The sequence below is a fragment of the Caproiciproducens sp. genome, assembly GCF_053840905.1.
The window spans coordinates 158,200-175,956 of record NZ_JBNLXQ010000002.1; the positions used below are offsets into that span (position 1 = coordinate 158,200).

General features: G+C 52.8%; 17 protein-coding genes, 1 tRNA gene and 1 other annotated feature. Of the genes, 6 read left to right on the forward strand and 12 right to left on the reverse strand.

What is annotated here, in order from left to right; genetic code table 11:
* Positions 1 to 245: 245 nt before the first annotated feature.
* The 3 genes from ACQGQ5_RS02510 to thrS form a co-directional block, all read right to left on the reverse strand.
* A tRNA-Gly gene (locus ACQGQ5_RS02510) sits at positions 246 to 319 on the reverse strand.
* 47 nt (positions 320 to 366) lie between these two features.
* Entirely contained in the window at positions 367 to 876 is a 510-nt protein-coding gene (locus ACQGQ5_RS02515; protein WP_455735019.1) for a DUF4358 domain-containing protein, read from the reverse strand.
* 414 nt (positions 877 to 1,290) lie between these two features.
* Positions 1,291 to 3,201 carry a threonine--tRNA ligase gene (gene thrS, locus ACQGQ5_RS02520; RefSeq protein ID WP_455735020.1) on the reverse strand — a complete coding sequence of 637 codons (1,911 nt, stop codon included), beginning with the start codon at positions 3,199 to 3,201 and terminating at the stop codon, positions 1,291 to 1,293.
* A gap of 596 nt (positions 3,202 to 3,797) precedes the next feature.
* Between thrS and rny the strand changes: the two genes are divergently transcribed.
* From rny to recG, 5 genes are all read left to right on the forward strand, one after another.
* Positions 3,798 to 5,333: a ribonuclease Y gene (rny, locus tag ACQGQ5_RS02525; RefSeq protein ID WP_442867951.1), complete on the forward strand. Its 1,536-nt coding sequence runs from the start codon at positions 3,798 to 3,800 to the stop codon at positions 5,331 to 5,333.
* Positions 5,334 to 5,626: 293 nt separating this feature from the next.
* On the forward strand, positions 5,627 to 6,391 hold the full coding sequence (locus ACQGQ5_RS02530; RefSeq protein ID WP_455735021.1) for a TIGR00282 family metallophosphoesterase: 765 nt from the start codon (positions 5,627 to 5,629) through the stop codon (positions 6,389 to 6,391).
* Between the two features lie 126 nt (positions 6,392 to 6,517).
* Entirely contained in the window at positions 6,518 to 6,778 is a 261-nt protein-coding gene (locus ACQGQ5_RS02535; RefSeq protein ID WP_455735022.1) for a stage V sporulation protein S, read from the forward strand.
* A gap of 181 nt (positions 6,779 to 6,959) precedes the next feature.
* Positions 6,960 to 8,624 (forward strand): DAK2 domain-containing protein, encoded by a 1,665-nt coding sequence (locus ACQGQ5_RS02540; protein ID WP_455735141.1) that lies wholly within the window; start codon positions 6,960 to 6,962, stop codon positions 8,622 to 8,624.
* Positions 8,621 to 10,648 (forward strand): ATP-dependent DNA helicase RecG, encoded by a 2,028-nt coding sequence (gene recG, locus ACQGQ5_RS02545; RefSeq protein WP_455735023.1) that lies wholly within the window; start codon positions 8,621 to 8,623, stop codon positions 10,646 to 10,648. Before ACQGQ5_RS02540 ends, recG begins: the two co-directional genes overlap by 4 nt.
* 149 nt (positions 10,649 to 10,797) lie before the next feature.
* Here recG and ACQGQ5_RS02550 read toward each other — a convergent pair whose 3' ends face one another.
* Positions 10,798 to 11,490, reverse strand: a complete 693-nt coding sequence (locus ACQGQ5_RS02550) for a metallophosphoesterase (protein ID WP_455735024.1) — start codon at positions 11,488 to 11,490, stop codon at positions 10,798 to 10,800.
* A gap of 152 nt (positions 11,491 to 11,642) precedes the next feature.
* On the opposite strand from ACQGQ5_RS02550, the gene ACQGQ5_RS02555 reads away from it, so the two are divergent.
* A complete protein-coding gene (locus ACQGQ5_RS02555) occupies positions 11,643 to 12,995 on the forward strand; it encodes a D-alanyl-D-alanine carboxypeptidase family protein (protein WP_455735025.1) in 1,353 nt (450 codons plus the stop codon).
* A 106-nt stretch (positions 12,996 to 13,101) separates the two neighbouring features.
* Here the strand turns inward: ACQGQ5_RS02555 and rplL are convergent, their stop codons facing one another.
* The 8 genes from rplL to ACQGQ5_RS02595 form a co-directional block, all read right to left on the reverse strand.
* Positions 13,102 to 13,476 (reverse strand): 50S ribosomal protein L7/L12, encoded by a 375-nt coding sequence (gene rplL / locus ACQGQ5_RS02560; protein WP_455735026.1) that lies wholly within the window; start codon positions 13,474 to 13,476, stop codon positions 13,102 to 13,104.
* Positions 13,477 to 13,513: 37 nt separating this feature from the next.
* Positions 13,514 to 14,050: a 50S ribosomal protein L10 gene (gene rplJ / locus ACQGQ5_RS02565; RefSeq protein WP_455735027.1), complete on the reverse strand. Its 537-nt coding sequence runs from the start codon at positions 14,048 to 14,050 to the stop codon at positions 13,514 to 13,516.
* A gap of 34 nt (positions 14,051 to 14,084) precedes the next feature.
* Positions 14,085 to 14,234, reverse strand: a sequence feature (ribosomal protein L10 leader region).
* Positions 14,235 to 14,276: 42 nt separating this feature from the next.
* Positions 14,277 to 14,972: a 50S ribosomal protein L1 gene (rplA, locus tag ACQGQ5_RS02570; protein ID WP_455735028.1), complete on the reverse strand. Its 696-nt coding sequence runs from the start codon at positions 14,970 to 14,972 to the stop codon at positions 14,277 to 14,279.
* 59 nt (positions 14,973 to 15,031) lie between these two features.
* Positions 15,032 to 15,457: a 50S ribosomal protein L11 gene (gene rplK / locus ACQGQ5_RS02575; protein ID WP_038323170.1), complete on the reverse strand. Its 426-nt coding sequence runs from the start codon at positions 15,455 to 15,457 to the stop codon at positions 15,032 to 15,034.
* A 120-nt stretch (positions 15,458 to 15,577) separates the two neighbouring features.
* The gene (nusG, locus tag ACQGQ5_RS02580; protein ID WP_455735029.1) at positions 15,578 to 16,099 is read right to left on the reverse strand and encodes a transcription termination/antitermination protein NusG; all 522 of its coding nucleotides are present in this window, start codon (positions 16,097 to 16,099) and stop codon (positions 15,578 to 15,580) included.
* A gap of 20 nt (positions 16,100 to 16,119) precedes the next feature.
* A complete protein-coding gene (secE, locus tag ACQGQ5_RS02585; RefSeq protein ID WP_455735030.1) occupies positions 16,120 to 16,350 on the reverse strand; it encodes a preprotein translocase subunit SecE in 231 nt (76 codons plus the stop codon).
* A gap of 19 nt (positions 16,351 to 16,369) precedes the next feature.
* A complete protein-coding gene (rpmG, locus tag ACQGQ5_RS02590) occupies positions 16,370 to 16,519 on the reverse strand; it encodes a 50S ribosomal protein L33 (RefSeq protein ID WP_038323165.1) in 150 nt (49 codons plus the stop codon).
* Positions 16,520 to 16,700: 181 nt separating this feature from the next.
* Positions 16,701 to 17,489, reverse strand: a complete 789-nt coding sequence (locus tag ACQGQ5_RS02595; protein WP_455735031.1) for a DUF7674 family protein — start codon at positions 17,487 to 17,489, stop codon at positions 16,701 to 16,703.
* Positions 17,490 to 17,757 lie beyond the last annotated feature (268 nt).

A 17,757-nucleotide genomic window follows, 5' to 3' on the forward strand; every position in this document is an offset into this window, starting at 1 on the left:
CCGGGGTTCGATTCCACCATCGTTCTATAAAAACCAAGACGCCGGCCCTTTGGGGTCGGCGTCTTGGCTTTGGAGCGGGAGAGGGGAATCGGGTGGCCGTACATTCGCCCGCGTTCCGCGAGTCCCTGCTTTTTTCCCGGTGCGCAGGCCACCCCTCTTTTTCTCCGCACTTGCGCCGGGGTTCGATTCCACCATCGTTCTATAAAAACCAAGACGCCGGCCCTTTGGGGTCGGCGTCTTGGCTTTGGAGCGGGAGAGGGGAATCGAACCCCCGTCATCAGCTTGGGAAGCTGATGTTCTACCATTGAACCACTTCCGCATGTGCATTATTTTATCATAAAAATTTTAAAGAATCAAGTGGAAAATTCATTTCACAATTTCGGCGAATAATTTTTCATTCGTGGAAGCTTTATTGCCGACGGTGACAAGAACATATCTTCCCTGCTGCACAATTACAAAATTTTTCAGCAAATTGTACTGTTCTGGGTTCAGGCTTTTAAAACCCGCGGCCTTGGAATTGATATGGTTGGCGGCGGCGGCTTTCAATTCGGAAAACTTTGATTTATCCGTCAGCAAAAAACAGGCGATTTCCGAAGCGCTGTCGGAAGATTTGCTCATGTACAGCGAACTGTCGGCAATAATCCCGTCGGGAATACTGTAATGCTTGGACAGCTGATTCCGGCTGACCTCAATCATATCGGAATAATGCATTTCACTGATAATTTCCGCGGTAATACTGGCGGGAGAAGGCCCCACCGAATTTTCTTTCACATTTTTAGCCCAAAAAAAGGAGCCTCCAAAAATAGCGAAAGCAACCAGCAGCGCGGCTACGGAGAATATTTTCCATCCCTTCCGGCTCAAAACTATCCTGCTCAATTTCTCGCCCCCGCCCCACTGCTTTTATTGTGTATTTTAACGCATGACCGAAACGACTTGATTTCATATGGGAATATTTTCAAAATATAACAGCATTTTATGGAAATCCCAAAATTTCTTTGCATAAGCGGAAGAAAATGTTCCGCGATCGTCTGACTTTACATAAATCGCGGCATAATATTTCTAAAATATCATAATAAGTGATTTCTTCCACACTTTCAACCGAGTTTTCAACATATTCACCTCACAAAAACCGGATTTTTCCCCATTTTTCAACTTATCCAATGAACGGTGGAAAGAACACGGTGGAATCATAGAAAGTTTCACAGGTTGACATAAAAACCGATTATGTTGGCCGGCCCGCAAAAGGAAAAGGCCGGATGATGATCCATCCGGCCCCGAACAAAAAGGAAATCAGTCTTTTGATTTTTCAGCAACCTGAGCGACCGCTTTTGCAACAAATGCATCAACAGCCATAGAACCAATATCGCCATCCTTGCGGCTGCGCACGGAAACGGTACCCTCCTGCGCCTCTTTATCCCCGATAATGAGCATATAGGGAATTTTCTGAAGCTGCGCTTCGCGGATCTTATATCCGATCTTCTCATTGCGGTTATCAATTTCACAGCGCAAACCAGCGGCGTTCAACTGATCGTAAATCTTCTGCGCGTAAGCGCGGGTATTCTCGGAAATCGGGAGAACCTGCACCTGTACCGGAGCGAGCCACAGCGGGAACGCCCCTGCGTATTGTTCCGTCAAAATGCCGATAAACCGTTCGATGCTTCCGAACACAACGCGATGAATCATAATCGGGCGGTGTTTTGCGCCGTCCGCGCCGGTATATTCCAGTTCAAACCGTTCCGGCATCTGGAAGTCCAGCTGAATGGTGCCGCACTGCCAGGTCCTTCCGATGCAGTCGGTAAGATGGAAGTCAAGCTTCGGACCGTAGAAGGCACCGTCCCCTTCGTTTACCGCAAAGCTGTACCCCAGTTCGGTGATGGCGTCACGCAAAGCGTTTGTCGCAATATCCCAGTCTTCTTTTGAGCCCATGGAGTCCTCGGGCTGAGTGGAAAGCTCAATGTGATACTCAAACCCAAACGTTTTATATACCTTGTCGATCAAGCGCACAACGCCCTTGATCTCATCCTTCATCTGCTCTTTGGTCATGAAGATATGGGCGTCGTCCTGCGTAAAGCAGCGAACGCGCATCAACCCGTGCAGCGCGCCGGAAAGCTCGTGCCGGTGAACAAGCCCCAGTTCCCCCATACGCAGCGGCAAGTCCTTATAAGAACGCATTTTCGTCTTATAAACCAGCATGCCGCCCGGACAGTTCATCGGCTTGATGGCATAGTCCTCGTCGTCAATGACCGTTGTGTACATATTTTGCTTATAGTGGCCCCAGTGGCCGCTTCTTTCCCACAGCCTGCGGTTCAGGATCATCGGCGTGGAAATTTCCTGATAACCGGCTTCCCGGTGAATCTGCCGCCAGTAATCGATCAGCAAATTCTTCAACACCATGCCCTTCGGAAGGAAAAACGGAAATCCCGGACCCTCCTCCATAATGGTAAAAAGCTCCATATCCTTCCCAATTTTGCGATGGTCGCGCTTTTTCGCTTCCTCCATCATGGTCACATAGGCGTCCAGCTCGGACGCTTTCGGGAAGGAGATGCCGTAAACGCGCTGCAGCATCTTATTTTTGGCGTCGCCGCGCCAATAGGCGCCCGTGCAGTTCGTGAGCTTGACGGCTTTTACGCAGCCCGTGCTCATCAGATGGGGGCCGGCGCAAAGGTCGGTGTAGTCCCCCTGGCGGTAAAAGCTGATCTTTTCCCCCTTGCCCGAATGCTCCTCGATCAGCTCCACCTTGTATTTCTGGTTTTCCTTCCTCATCAGCTCGATCGCCTCGGCGGGATCTAGCTCAAAGCGCTCGATCGGGATATTTTCCTTGATGATCTTCTTCATTTCCGCTTCGATTTTCGGAAGATCGTCCGGGGTCAGGGTATGTTCCAGATCGATATCATAATAGAAGCCGTTGTCCACTGCCGGGCCGATGGCGAAGCCGGCGCCGGGGAACAGCCTTTTCACCGCCTGCGCCATAATGTGCGAGGTGGTATGCCAGTAAGCCTTCTTGCCCTCTTCACTGTCAAAGGTGAGGATTTCCAGCTCACAGTCGCCGGTTACGGGCGTTCGCAGGTCCACTGCCTTTCCATCTATTTTACCGACACAGGCGGCCTTGTACAGGCCCATGCCGATCGACTTTGCAATTTCAGCCACCGTGATGCCGTTTTCAAACTCCCTGACATCCTCTTTCAGTTTTACTTTTACCATATCTTTCACTCCTTCAAATAAAAAAAGCCTTACCCCAAAAAGGGGCAAGGCTATCGCTCGCGGTTCCACCCAATTTCAGCGGACGAATCATCCGCTCTCATTGCAGCAGGTAACGGTGCTGCCCGGCATGCCTTTGGCAATCTGCGTTCGGCACGCACTCGGAGGCGGTGTCCTTTCTGCCAAACTGCGCGCACGCTTTCAGCTGCTGCATGCGCTCTCTGCCGCAATTGCACGGTGGAAAGGCTTCCTCGTCAACATTTTTTACATATTCTTATATATTGTCTATATTAGCACCGTCCGCGGAGCTTGTCAACGGATAGCCGGCGGATTTGTTGACATTATACAGATTTTTTTCGGATCATGTGACTGAAACAACGATCGTCCTTAAATAATATGAACAGTTTGTATCGATTGCAAGCGATATTTCTTGACATTAGGGTACCAGAAGTAATACAATTATGAATAAGATGCACCTATATGCATTCATGGGCTTAACGCACCCATCTTAATTAATTTTAAACTAAAATATTGAAAAAGTAAGAAAGACAAGGAGGTGCCAACAATTGACCACAGCCACTGTTAGTTTGCTAACATGTATCATCATCGCGCTGGTCTGCGCGGTGATTGCAGGTGTGATTGCTTTCTTAGGCGGAATCGCCCACCGGAAAAAGCAGGCCGAGTTTACCATCGGTTCCGCCGAGCTGGAAGCCAAAAGAATCATCAGCGACGCGATTAAATCGTCCGAAGCCAAAAAGAAGGAAGCTGTTTTAGAGGGCAAGGACGAAATCCACCGTTTGAGAAACGAGTCGGAACGCGAGCTGAACGAACGCAGAAAAGAAGTACAGCGTCAGGAACGCCGCATCCAGCAGAAGGAAGAAACTCTGGATAAAAAAATGGAAAGTCTGGAAGCGAAAGACGAAATCCTGACCAATAAAAACAAACAGGCGGATGAAAGGCTTGCCGAAGCGGAAGCCGTAAAGAAAAGCCAGTTTGATATGCTGGAGCGGATTTCCGGATTCACCGTGGATCAGGCGAAGGATTATCTGCTGAAGAATCTGGAAGACGAGCTCACCCATGAAAAGGCCGTCAAGCTGATGGAATTTGAACAGCAGACCAAGGAAGACGCCGACAAATCCGCGCGGGAAATCATTTCGATGGCAATTCAGCGCTGTGCGGCGGATCATGTGGCGGAGGCCACCATTTCCGTTGTTCCGCTGCCAAACGATGAAATGAAGGGCCGTATTATTGGACGTGAGGGAAGAAATATCCGGGCGATTGAAACTCTGACCGGTGTCGATCTGATTATTGACGATACTCCGGAAGCGATCACCCTTTCCAGTTTTGAGCCGGTTCGCCGCGAGGTAGCCCGCATTGCGCTGGAGCGTCTGATTGCGGACGGCAGAATTCATCCCGCAAGAATAGAGGAAATGATAGAGAAGGCGCGCCGCGAGGTGGATGCCACCATCAAACAGGAAGGCGAGCGTGCCGTGATCGAGGCCGGAGTGAACGGAATCCACCCCGAGCTGATCAAGCTGCTGGGACGGTTGCGTTACCGCACCAGCTACGGGCAAAATGTTTTGAATCATTCGCTGGAAGTTGCTTTTTTATCCGGTGTGATGGCTTCCGAACTTGGTTTGGATCCTACAATCGCACGCAGAGCCGGTTTGCTGCATGATATCGGCAAATCGCTCGACCATGAAATTGAAGGTTCCCATGTCGACATCGGCGTCGACGTGGCTCGCAAATACAAGGAAAGCGAAACCGTTATCCACGCAATTCACGCGCATCATAACGATGTGGAGCCTAAAACAGTCATCGCCTGCATTGTACAGGCGGCGGACGCGATTTCAGCCGCCAGGCCGGGCGCAAGGCGTGAAAACCTTGAAAATTATATCAAACGGCTTGAAAAGCTGGAGGAAGTCGCCTCTTCCTTTGACGGTGTGGAACGCTGCTTTGCGATTCAGGCCGGCAGAGAGATCCGGGTCATCGTAAAGCCCGAAATGATCAGCGACGACAAAATGGTGCTTCTGGCCCGCGACATCTGCAACAAGATTGAGAACGAGCTGGAATATCCGGGACAGATCAAGGTAAACATAATCCGTGAAAGCCGCGCGATCGAGTACGCGAAGTAACTGGACGGGACGTACGCGATGGCGCATCAGCGGCGGAGCGTAATATAGGGCGCTTCGGCGCATTGGGGAGAAGTTTTTGGGGAACAGCTTTCGCTGTTCCCCATATTCATTTCTTCCGCGCCCTTCTGTTATTGGGAATTCTCACCGCTTTGGCCTGTTTTTGACGGCAGCCGGACCGGCGTCAATGCGTATTTAGGGATTTACTTGATAAAAATAAACTGTTACAATAAATTTATTACAGAAGAGCCCCGCAGGAACACTGGGGGCATCCACATAAGAAGGTAGGCTTTCAAATGAATATTCTTGCAATCGGCGACGTTGTCGGCAGCATCGGCTGCCGCTTTCTTCGCCAGCATCTTCCGGTATTCAAAAAAATGAAGGGGATCGATCTGGTCGTTGCAAACGGTGAAAATTCCGCCGACGGAAACGGCCTGACGCCCGTTTCCGTCCAGTTCCTGTATGACAGCGGCGTGGACGTGATCACCGCCGGCAACCACAGCTTCCGCCGCAAAGAAAGCTACGAGCTGTTTGATTCCAGCGAATATCTGATCCGTCCCGCGAATTTTCCGTCCTCGGTCCCCGGCAGGGGCGCCTGCATTGTGGACATGGGGCGGGTCCAGGTAGGCGTCGTCAATCTGATGGGGACGGTTTACATGGAGAGCCTGGACTCCCCGTTCGACACGGCGGACCGCCTGCTTGCGGACATGCCTAAAATCACGCTGGTAGACTTTCACGCGGAGGCGACCGGGGAAAAACGTTCCTTCGGCTATTATCTGGACGGGCGCGTTTCGGCGGTCTTCGGCACGCACACCCACGTTCAGACCGCGGATGAATGTGTGCTTCCGCAGGGGACCGGGTATATCACGGATCTGGGCATGACGGGACCCGTCCAGTCCGTGCTCGGCGTAAAGCCCGAGCTGGTCATAGAGAAAATGAGGACCAAAATGCCGGTCCGTTTTGCGCTGGCCGAGGGCGACTGTAAAATGGAGTGCGCCCTGTTTCAGATCGATGAAAAAAGCGGAAAAACCGTCTCTGTGGAGCGGATTCAGATCCAATAACAGCAATTCGTTGGTTTTTACAGTTTTTTTTTCATAATTTATATGTTTTTGGTAAATACTACTTGCAAAACTTTGTGTTTCGTTTTATGATGATACTATGATTTTGCATAGTCTGGAGGATGGCCTATGGAAATATTGAAAGTATCGTCAAAGTCAGCGCCAAATTCCGTTGCGGGCGCAGTCGCAGGAGTGATTCGCGAAACAGGGTCTGTCGAGCTGCAGGCTGTCGGGGCCGGCGCCGCCAATCAGGCAATTAAGGCCATTGCGATCGCACGCGGATACCTTGCCCCATCCGGAATCGACGTCGTCTGCATCCCGGCCTTTGCCAGCGTAATAATTGACAATGAAGAACGCACGGCGATCAAATTGATTGTTGAACCCAGATAGTACCGGCCCGTATTGATATCCTCACATGATGTGAGGATATTTTTTATGGCGCCCTATGCCCTTTCTCCGCCGCGCCGGAAGGCCGGGAGAAATTAAGATTGAATCTGCCTGTGCACTATGATATAATATTAAGATGAAAAATAAGGTAATGCAATAAGTGAAATTTAGGGAGTGCTGAATGGTGATAAATGGAATTGACCTGAGAGACGCTATAATATCAGGCGCTAACAATATCGTAAAGCATAAAACATCGGTCGATGAGTTGAACATCTTCCCTGTTCCCGACGGAGATACGGGAACCAACATGTCCATGACGATGAGCTCCGCTTCCCGCGAGCTCTCGAAAAATACCAACGGCAAAGCGGGCGAAGTCGCGCGCACCGCGGCTTCCGCCATGCTTCACGGCGCAAGGGGCAACTCGGGGGTCATCCTTTCCATTCTGTTCCGCGGGTTCTCCAAGGGCATTGAGGGAATGGAGGAGGTCGGCGGCGCCGATCTGGCGAACGCTTTGGGCATTGGCGTAGAGGCCGCCTATAAGGCCGTGATGAAGCCGACGGAAGGAACCATTCTGACCGTTTCCCGCGTTGCCAGCGAAAAGGGCAAGGCGGCGGCGGCCATCGACGACGACGTCGTTTACGTGTGGAGCGCGATTTGCAAGGGCGCTGCCGAAGCGCTGGAAAAAACACCGGAGCTGCTGCCAGTATTGAAAAAGGCGGGGGTAATCGATGCCGGAGGAAGAGGACTCTGTTATATTTTGGACGGAATGCTGAGCGTATTTAAGGACGGTACCATCATTATGAATGAGGCGGACTCCCCCGAGGAGCAGGCGGCTGAAACCGACTTTTTCAGAAACGCCGCTGCGGAGTTCGATCAGGTCATCAACTTTACCTATTGCACCGAATTCATCGTGGGACGCGACCCCGAATGCAAAAAAGACCCGCAGGATCTTCGCGGCTACCTGGAAGGCATCGGCGACAGCGTGGTTCTGGTGGACGACGACGACATTATCAAAGTGCATGTGCATACGGAAGAACCGGGCAACGCGCTGCAGTCGGCTCTGGTGTTCGGCCAGCTGCTGACCGTAAAAATAGAAAACATGAAGGAACAGCACCGGAAGGCCGCGGAGGCAAACGAAGAGGCCAAGGCAAAGGCCGTGGCTTCCCTGGAACCCGTGGAGCCCGCCGACGAGGTCGGGTTTATTTCAGTTGCCGCCGGAGAAGGTCTGAAAACCCTTTTCACCGATCTGGGCTGCACGCACGTCGTCAGCGGCGGACAAACCATGAATCCCAGCACAAACGACCTTCTCGCCGCGATTCTGGCGACTCCCGCAAAAACCGTTCTGGTTCTGCCGAACAACAAGAATATCATTATGGCGGCCGAACAGACTATCCCGCTTGTGAACGACCGCAAGGTGATCGTCCTGCCCACCCGCACGATCCCGCAGGGCCTTTCCGCCATGCTCGCCTACGATCCGGACGCAAGCACGGAAGGAAACACCGTCGCAATGATGGAGGCCGCTTCCAACGTCTCGACCGCTTCCGTCACCTTCGCCGCGCGCGACTCCGAATTCGGCGGACACAAAATCAAGGCGGGCGACATTCTGGGCCTGAGCAACGGCAAGCTGGAGCTGATCGAAAAAGATATCGTCCACACCTGCAGCAAGCTGACGCGCTCCATGATCACCCGCGGCACTTCGTTCATTACCATCATTTACGGGGCGGACGTTACGGAGGAACAGGCAAACGAGGCTTACAACCGGATTAAGGCCAGGGTCGGCAACGAAACCGAGGTTACGCTCGTCAACGGCGGCCAGCCGGTGTATTATTTTATTGTTTCCATTGAATGATGCGTTCTTTATTTGAAAGAAATATCCGCGACCTGAAGGGCGTCGGCGAAAAGCGTGCCAAGCTGTTTGAAAAGCTCGGCGCGCCGACCGTCGGCGCTCTGCTGCGTCTGTACCCCCGTACCTACGAGGACCTGAGCCGCCCTTATCCGATCCGCCTGGCTCCGCTGAACGAGCCCTGCGCCGTGCGGGCGACCGTTCTGGAACGGCCGAAGGAAACGAGAATCCGCGCCGGAATGATGATCTGCAAGGTAAAGGTCACCGACGGCGAAAGCGATATGGAGCTGACCTATTTCAACAATCCCTATATTCCTTCCATGCTGAAGGCGGACGAGGAATATGTATTTTACGGAAAGGTAACCGCCAATTTCCTGAAACGGGAAATGACCACGCCGGAATTTGTGCGCGCGGCGGTCTGCCCTCCCGTCCGGCCCGTTTATCATCAGACGCTGGGATTGACCAGCCGGATGATCGAAAACGCGGTCAGAAGCGCCCTCGGTCTGCTGCCGGACAGGATACGAGACCCAATTCCGGAAGCGATCCGGGAAAAGTACGGGCTCTGCCCGCTGCGGTTCGCGCTGGAAAGCATCCATCTGCCGCAGAATATGGAGGCGGTAGAAACCGCCCGGAAGCGCCTGATTTTTGAAGAGCTGCTCATCCTTCAGCTGGGCCTTCTCCGGCTGAAGGGCCGCAGCCGCTCTGTAAGCCCCCTGAAGCTTGAGTACGACTGCTCCGAACGTTTTTACGGCCTTCTCCCCTTTGAGCCCACACGGGCCCAGCGAAGGGCCGTAAAAGAAGCCGTAGCGGATATGATGAGCGGATTCCCGATGAACCGGCTGATCCAGGGAGACGTCGGCTCCGGAAAAACCGCGGTCGCGGCGGCGCTTTGCTGCTGTGCCGCCGGAAACGGGATGCAGGCGGCGCTGATGGCGCCCACGGAAATCCTGGCTCAGCAGCACTACGCTTCCCTGTCCGCCCTGCTGCGGGACACGCGCGTCGCGCTGCTGACCGGCTCGATGCCGGCCGCGAAAAAGCGGGAGATTCGGCAGGAACTGCTGAACGGAGAAATTCAGCTTGTCATCGGTACGCACGCCCTTCTTTCCGAAGACGTCGCGTTCCGGCGCCTCGGGCTGGTGATCACGGACGAACAGCACCGTTTCGGCGTGGCGCAGCGCGCGGCTCTCGCCTCCAAGGGCGACCACCCGCATATGCTTGTCATGAGCGCCACCCCCATTCCGCGCACGCTCGCGCTGATGATCTACGGCGACCTCGATATTTCGGTTCTGGACGAGCTTCCGCCCGGCCGGCAGAAAATAGACACCTACGCCATTACGGGCGATAAACGCCTGAGGGCGTTCCGTTTTATCCGGAAGCATATCGACGAAGGCAGACAGTGCTACGTCATCTGCCCGATGATCGACGAAGGCCAGAACGATATGGCGAGCGTGAACGAATACGCCGAAAAAGTAAGGACCCGGTGGCTTCCCGATTATCCGGTCGGCGTGCTTCACGGAAAAATGAAGCCCGGGGAAAAAGAAACCGTTATGACGGATTTTGCGCGGGGAAACATCGCGGTGCTGATTTCCACGACCGTTGTGGAGGTCGGGGTGGACGTGCCGAACGCGGTTGTGATGCTGATCGAAAACGCGGAGCGGTACGGCCTTTCCCAGCTGCACCAGCTGCGCGGGCGCGTAGGGCGCGGAAAATATAAATCCACCTGCATTTTAATATCGGACGCTCAGAACGAAGAAGCCGTCGCGCGGCTGAAAACCATGTGCGCGACCAACGACGGCTTTCAGATCGCGGAGCAGGACCTGAAGCTGCGCGGCCCCGGCGATTTCTTCGGCCACAGGCAGCACGGACTGCCGGAGCTGAAGATCGCCGACATGGTCCATGATATGGACCTGCTGAAAGAAGCCCAGTCCGTCGCGCGGGAAATCCTGAGCGTGGACGCCGAGCTGGAGTCCACGCAGCACCGGGGTCTGCGCGCGGAAGTGAAACAGCTGTTTGAAAACAGGGCGGATTAAGCATCCGCCGGCTGCGGCTGTTGAAAAATGGCTCCAGCAAAAATATTGCATAAAAATGCGCCTTGATCGGTGAATCCGTTTCAAGGCGCACTTTGCTGAGATCGTCTCTTTGTATATCATTTTCCGCCGCAAATCTGTCCTGCCAGCCGCTATGATCGGAATCTCTTGTATTGCGGGGGCTCCGCCGGGATCATGTCGTTGAACACCGCGTAATTTTTGGCGGTGATTTTCCGGTCGATATGGATGGAGCCGAAAAACCACTTCTCGAATTTGACCTGCTTGACCAGCTGCTCGAAATATGCCTCCAGCTGATTGGTGCTTTCCCTGGGATTCACCGTATGGGACATCACCCTTGGGGCTGGTTCGTGAGTCAGGATATAGTCCACCGACATATCAACCGCGGAAAGGTTCCTGACGCCCTCGCGCATTTCCTCCATGCTCGGCATTTCGCGCTCCCACCATTTCCCCGCGGCGACGCGCATCTGCTTTTCCGTGCTTTCCCCGCCGCCGAACACGAACAGCTTCTTCCCTTCCAGGGTATAGACCTGTCCGCGCATGAGGTGATACAGGTTGCCGCTGATGTTCTGCACGCGGCCGCCGTTCCACTCCGTCACGGGATACTGCTCCAGCAAATCGAAATTTTCATGGGTTCCGTCAAGGAAAAGAAGGTTGTATTTTTTCTTGCCCAGCCTCTTCAGATTCTTCTCCTCTTTCGGGCCGCCGTCCCAGAGAAAGCCGAAATCGCCGCATACAATCAGCGTGTCCCCTTTCTTCAGCTTTTTGGCCTTGCCCGAGTCAAAACGACATATTTCGCCGTGAGTATCCCCTGTTATGTAAATCACTGTGATTCCCCCATCAAATCTTACAATTTCATTACATTTCCAAACTGCCCTTTATCTTTTGCAGAAATGCTGTTATACTAATCTACAGGTCTGTACACCCCTGATAATATCAAACTTTACACATATAATATCACATCGGAGGAAAAAGTTCCATGAAAAAAACGCGCCAATTCCTGTCTGTTTCCATCCTTCTGATTCTGGTTCTGTTTTCGCCCGTCAGGGCGGCCGCAGCCACCTTCAATATTGATTTTGAACCGAACTGCGCCGCCGTTGAGCTGGTCAATCTGGACACGGACACCGTCGTTTATCAGAAAAACGCGAACGAGCGCCGCGAGCCCGCTTCCACCACCAAAATCATGACCTTTATCGTTGCCAGCGAACATATTAAGGACCTGGAAGGGACGAAAATAACGATCACCAAAGAAGTCATGGACACGCTTCTCGGAACGGGCAGCTCCATGTCCAACATCAAGGTCGGCGACGAGCTGACCGCCCTTCAGCTGATGAACTGCATGCTGGTGCCGAGCGGAAACGACGCAGCGCTGTTTCTGGCCGACTATGTGGGAAAGGGAGATATCGACGCCTTTGTCGATATGATGAACGCGAAAGCAAAGGAGCTGGGCTGTACCGGCACGCACTTCACCAACCCGCACGGCCTTCACGATGAAAACCACTACACGACGGCGCACGACCTTTACCTGATGACGAAATACGCGATGACCCTGCCGCATTTTACCGAGATCACCTCACAGGCGCGCGCTTCCTACAAACCGGTGGGCGGTCCGGAGGCGGGGACCCTGCGCACCCTTTCCACCACCAACCTGCTGATCGATAAAAACACGGGAAGCCAGTATTATTACCAGTACGCGCGCGGCATTAAAACGGGCCACACCGACGAGTCCGGCTACTGTCTGGTTTCTTCCGCCACCGCGGAGGGCTACAGCTACCTGTGCGTCGCGCTCGGCGCGCCGTCCGTAGACGCGAACGGCAAGCAGATCAAAACGCGCGGCGAACTGGTCGATTCCAAAAAGCTTTACCAGTGGGCGTTTAAAAATCTGGAGCTGAAAAATATACTGAACAGCGAGGAGTCCATCGGCGAGGTCAAGCTGAAGGACGCCTGGAACCAGGATAAGCTGCTGCTTGTGGCTGAGAAGGATTATTCCGCGATGCTGCCGGCGAACGTGTCGGCAAGCAGCGTCATCATCACCAAGAACATCCCCGACGCCGTCACTGCGCCCGTCAAGAAGGGGCAGGTCATCGGGACGGCAACCCTCAGCTACGCCAACCAGAAGCTGACGACCGTCAACCTGGTGGCCTCGGAAAGCGTCGAGCGCAGCGAGCTGCTGCATTCCGCCAATACCGTCAAGGCCATTTTCACTTCCGGCTGGTTCATCGTCATCGCGGCGGTGATCGTTCTGCTGGTCATCATCTACATTATCCTTGCGCTGATCTACAACCGTAAAAAGAAGAACCTGCGCAGAGTAAAGAAATACAGGAAAATGTGATCAGAGAGCAAATCGGAGCCCCCGGCGACGCCGGGGGCTCCTTTATGGAATTACAGAAAACCGCCCCGCTGTTTAAACAGCGGGGCGGTTTGTATTGGAAGTGAAATTATTTAACTTCGACTTCTGCGCCAGCCTCGGCAAGCTTTGCTTTGATGGCTTCCGCGTCGTCCTTGGAAGCGCCCTCTTTAACAGCCTTCGGTGCGCCGTCAACGAGCTCTTTTGCTTCTTTCAGGCCAAGACCCGTGATCTCGCGGACAACCTTGATGACCTGGATCTTATTGGGGCCGACAGCCTTCAGGACGACGTCGAACTCCGTCTTCTCTTCAGCAGCAGCGGCAGCCGGAGCAGCGGCGGCGGCAACGGCAACCGGAGCGGCGGCGGATACGCCGAACTCCTCTTCCAGAGCCTTTACGAGCTCGGAAAGCTCAAGAACAGTCAGGGATTTTACATCTTCAATTAATTTTACAACTTTATCAGACATTGTGAATTACCTCCAAAATTTTTATTTTCAGGAAACCTTATGCGTTGGCAGCCTGCTTTTCCGCGATTGCGTTCAAAGCGACGACCAAGCCCTTCATTGTGCCGCTCAGCACAGTAACGAAGCCCGTAATGGGAGCGTTCAAGCCGCCCAGAGCTTTTGCGACCAAAACCTCTTTGGAAGGCAGGGCAGCCAGTTCTTTGACTCCGTCGGCGTCAATAACGCCGCCGTCGACAAATCCGGCCTTGAGCTCAAATGTTTTGCTGGTTTCAGCAAATTTAGCGAGGATCTTCGCGCTGGAGACATAATCGTCCTTGCTGATTGCCAGAGCGGTCGTGCCTTCAAGAACATGGTCGAGGCCGTCGATCCCGGCGTCCTTCAACGCAAGACGCAGCAGAGTATTCTTGACGACCATGTAGTCGTTGCCCGCTTCACGCAGCTCTTTGCGGAGTTTTGTGTCCTGAGCGACCGTGATGCCCTTATAGTCGACGATGACACCGGTGCATGCACCCTTCAGGCTCTCGGCCAAAGCGGAAACCGCCTGCTTTTTTTGCTCTAAAATCTTCTCACTTGGCAAATGTATTCACCTCCGTCAGTTGGAATGCGGCGCGCAGGAAAATGAAAAAGCCCTTCCCGCATGACCGCGGAAAGGGCATAAATACATCATCATAACAATGCGTATCGGCCTCTATCCTCGGCAGGCTGGGCAAAACCCATTAAGCAAATGCGCCTGCTGTCTTTGGAATAAAGAACAGCGAATATTATACTATCACAGACCGTACGGTCTGTCAAGCCTTTCGGAATCAGACGCCAACCTTATTCGGGTTGATTCTGACGCCGGGGCCCATGGTGGAAGCTACGACGCAGCTCTTGATATACTGGCCCTTGGAAGCGGCCGGCTTCGCCTTTACGATTGCGCCGAGCAGGGCGTCAAAATTTTCCTGCAGCTTCTGTCCGCCAAAGGAAACCTTGCCGATCGTGCAGTGGATAATGTTGGTTTTGTCAAGCCGGTACTCGATCTTACCGGCTTTCGCGTCGGCAATCGCCTTGCCGATTTCGCGGGTAACCGTACCGGCTTTCGGGTTCGGCATCAGGCCGCGGGGGCCCAGGATCTTACCTAAACGGCCGACAAGGCCCATCATGTCCGGAGTCGTGATCAAAATATCGAAATCCATCCAGTTTTCGGATTGGATCTTCTGTACCATTTCTTCTGCGCCGACGAACTCGGCACCGGCAGCCTCCGCCTCTTTGGCGGCGTCACCCTTGCAGATCGCCAGTACGCGGACCTTTTTACCGGTTCCGTTCGGCAGTACGATCGCGCCGCGGACCTGCTGGTCGGCGTGGCGGCTGTCTACGCCCAGCTTGACATGGACCTCAACGGTCTCGTCAAACTTGGATGTCCCGGTCTTGACGCAGAGGTCAAGGGCCTCGTTTGCATCGTAAAGCTTCGTACGGTCGACAAGCTTCATGCTTTCAACGTATTTTTTACCGTGTTTCATTGGTTTTCCTCCCTATTGAGTGGTAAAATCGGAGTAGAAAAGTTCCTCCCACCCGGGTGTCAATCTACGACTTCAATGCCCATGCTGCGCGCCGTGCCGGCAACCATGCTCATGGCTGTCTCAACGGAAGCCGCATTTAAATCGGGCATTTTTGTCTCAGCTATCTTTCTGACCTGCTCGCGTGTGATCTTCGCTACCTTTTTCTTGTTCGGTTCACCGGAACCGCTCTCAATACCGCAGGCCTTTTTAATCAGGACGGCAGCGGGCGGGGTCTTGGTGATAAAGGTAAACGAACGATCCGCATAAACGGTGATGACGACAGGAATAATCAGCCCTACGTCATTTTTCGTACGCTCGTTGAATTCCTTTGTAAACGCCATGATGTTGACGCCGTGCTGACCGAGAGCCGGTCCTACAGGCGGCGCCGGGGTAGCCTTGCCAGCAGGTATCTGGAGCTTAATCAAGCCCGTAACCTTTTGAGCCATTTGTTTGCACCTCCAAAATTCGTGGTAGATGGCGGAGCGGATGCTTTGAGTTTATCCGTTCCTCCCACAGGGGCAGTGCCCCCTCATAATCAGCGGTCGCCCGCAAATTACCGTGAAATATCATTCCATCGCTTCAGCCTGATTCAGTTCAAGCTCAACCGGTGTTTCGCGCCCGAACATGGATACTGTTACGCGGACGCGGTTTTTGTCGGCGTCAACTTCTTCGACAGTACCGACAAAGCCCTCGAGCGGGCCGTCGATAATGTGTACGGAATCGCCGACGCTGTAAGAAACCTCGATTTCCTTCTGTTCAACGCCCAGCTTCGCCACTTCTTCATCCGTGAGCGGGATGGGCTTGGACGACGGGCCGACAAAGCCCGTACAGCCCCTGATGTTGCGGACAACATACCACGACTCATCGGTTAGGAGCATCTTCACCAAAACATAACCGGGAAAAATCTTGCGCTCGACATCGCGCCTTTTGTTATCTTTGATTTCCGTAACAGTTTCCGTCGGCACGCGGATTTCCTGAATCAAATCATGAAGCTGACGGTTTTCCACAGTTTTTTCAAGATTAGAGGCTACCTTGTTCTCATACCCGGAATAGGTATGAACAACATACCATTTTGCGTCTTCAGGCATTGTAATTTCCTCCGCTTATCCTACTTTGCAACATTCATAATCAACCCAAGCAGGTTCATGAGCAACGTGTCGAGTCCAAAGATAAACAGGCCGATCAGAAATATTGTTGCCAAAACGACGCCGGTATTCCTGAATACCGCCTGCGGTGTGGGCCATACAATCTTTTTTACCTCATTTTTGCAGTCGCGGAAAAACTTGGAAGCGTTTTTGCCCGTTCTCGCAAAAAAGTTCTCTTTTTTTGTATCTGCCATTCTTCGTCCCTCCGTCCGGCTACTTCGTTTCTCTGTGAAGAGTGTGCTTCTTGCAGAATCTGCAGTACTTGTTCATCTCAAGCCTGTCCGGATCATTCTTCTTGTTTTTCATCGTGTTGTAGTTGCGCTGTTTGCACTCAGTGCAGGCTAATGTGATTTTAACTCTCATGACGGCACCTCCCGTTATACGGAAAAATATTTAGGCCTTTTTTAAGGCCTCAGCCTCCCTCTTAAAAGGGCGCAAAAAAATAACCCCTTTATGAGGTATAAACATCATAGCATCTCGTGTGGAATCTGTCAAGTTTTTTTTACGAAACGGAGCGGATTTTGCCCGCTCCGATTTCCCGCCTCTATTTCATGTCGTTCAGATTGGCCGCGACAAATCTCTTTTCTTTCTTTTTCTTTTCGGGCTTTACCACTTTCCCCTTGAATTTCAGCCCCGCGGCGTAGCCTTTTTTCAGATCGTCGCTGAACATCGGCTTCATATTCTCCGCCGCCCGTCCGCTCACGCCGTTCAGCACCACGATCGTAATCATGGAGCGCACGTCCATGTCGCCGTTGGCGTACATGTCGTTCAGAAGGTCGCAGCAGCGCTTGATGCTGTCCGTTTTTGTTCCCTGCGCGCAGAGCGCGTCGATTTTCGGCACCAGATGCTCCTTCGCGAAATGAATCGCGCGCACTTCCTCGTACCGGTTTCTTTCGCCGTTGAGCTCCTCTTTCAGCTCCGGGAAAATACCGACGAAGCGGTTGAAGAAAAACACCGGGTCGGCATTGTTTTCGTCGTCTTTCTTGCGCTTTTTTTTCGTTTTGGCCGCCGCCACGCGCTTCGGTCCCTCTATGGTCTCTATAAAGTCGTTCACAATGCTGTCGGCCTCGGTCAGGCTGTCGGCCTCGGGGTCAAAAAGCCAGATGGAAATGGACTTCCACTTTAAGTCCGGCTCCCCGTCCTCGGCATCGCAGGTTCGAAGCTCAAAGCGCTTTTTGTCCTGATGATAGAGAATACTGTAGGCGGTATTCTCCCCTTTAAACAGCACCGAACGGCCACCGTCTTCCCGTTCCTCACCGGCCTTTACGAATCCCTGTCCGTTTAAAACCGCGCCGACTTTTTCAGCAATCAGGTCAAATGCCTTCTGCTCCAAACAAATCACTCCTGAATCTGTATTTCCGCGCGCCGCTTGTCCGCACTGAGCGGAATCCCGGTATGCGCCTGTATTTTCCTTCTTTATTTAACCAAAGATAGTATGGCTCACGATATTTATAAATTATACTACATAAACATTTTTTTGTCACCATACAATTTAATAAAATTCCGATTGCGCCGCTAAAAGCCTTGTGGTATGATATGTATTTGTAGGATTATGTATATTATAAGTATAAGAAAAAGAGCAGAGCTTTGGAGGATATGAT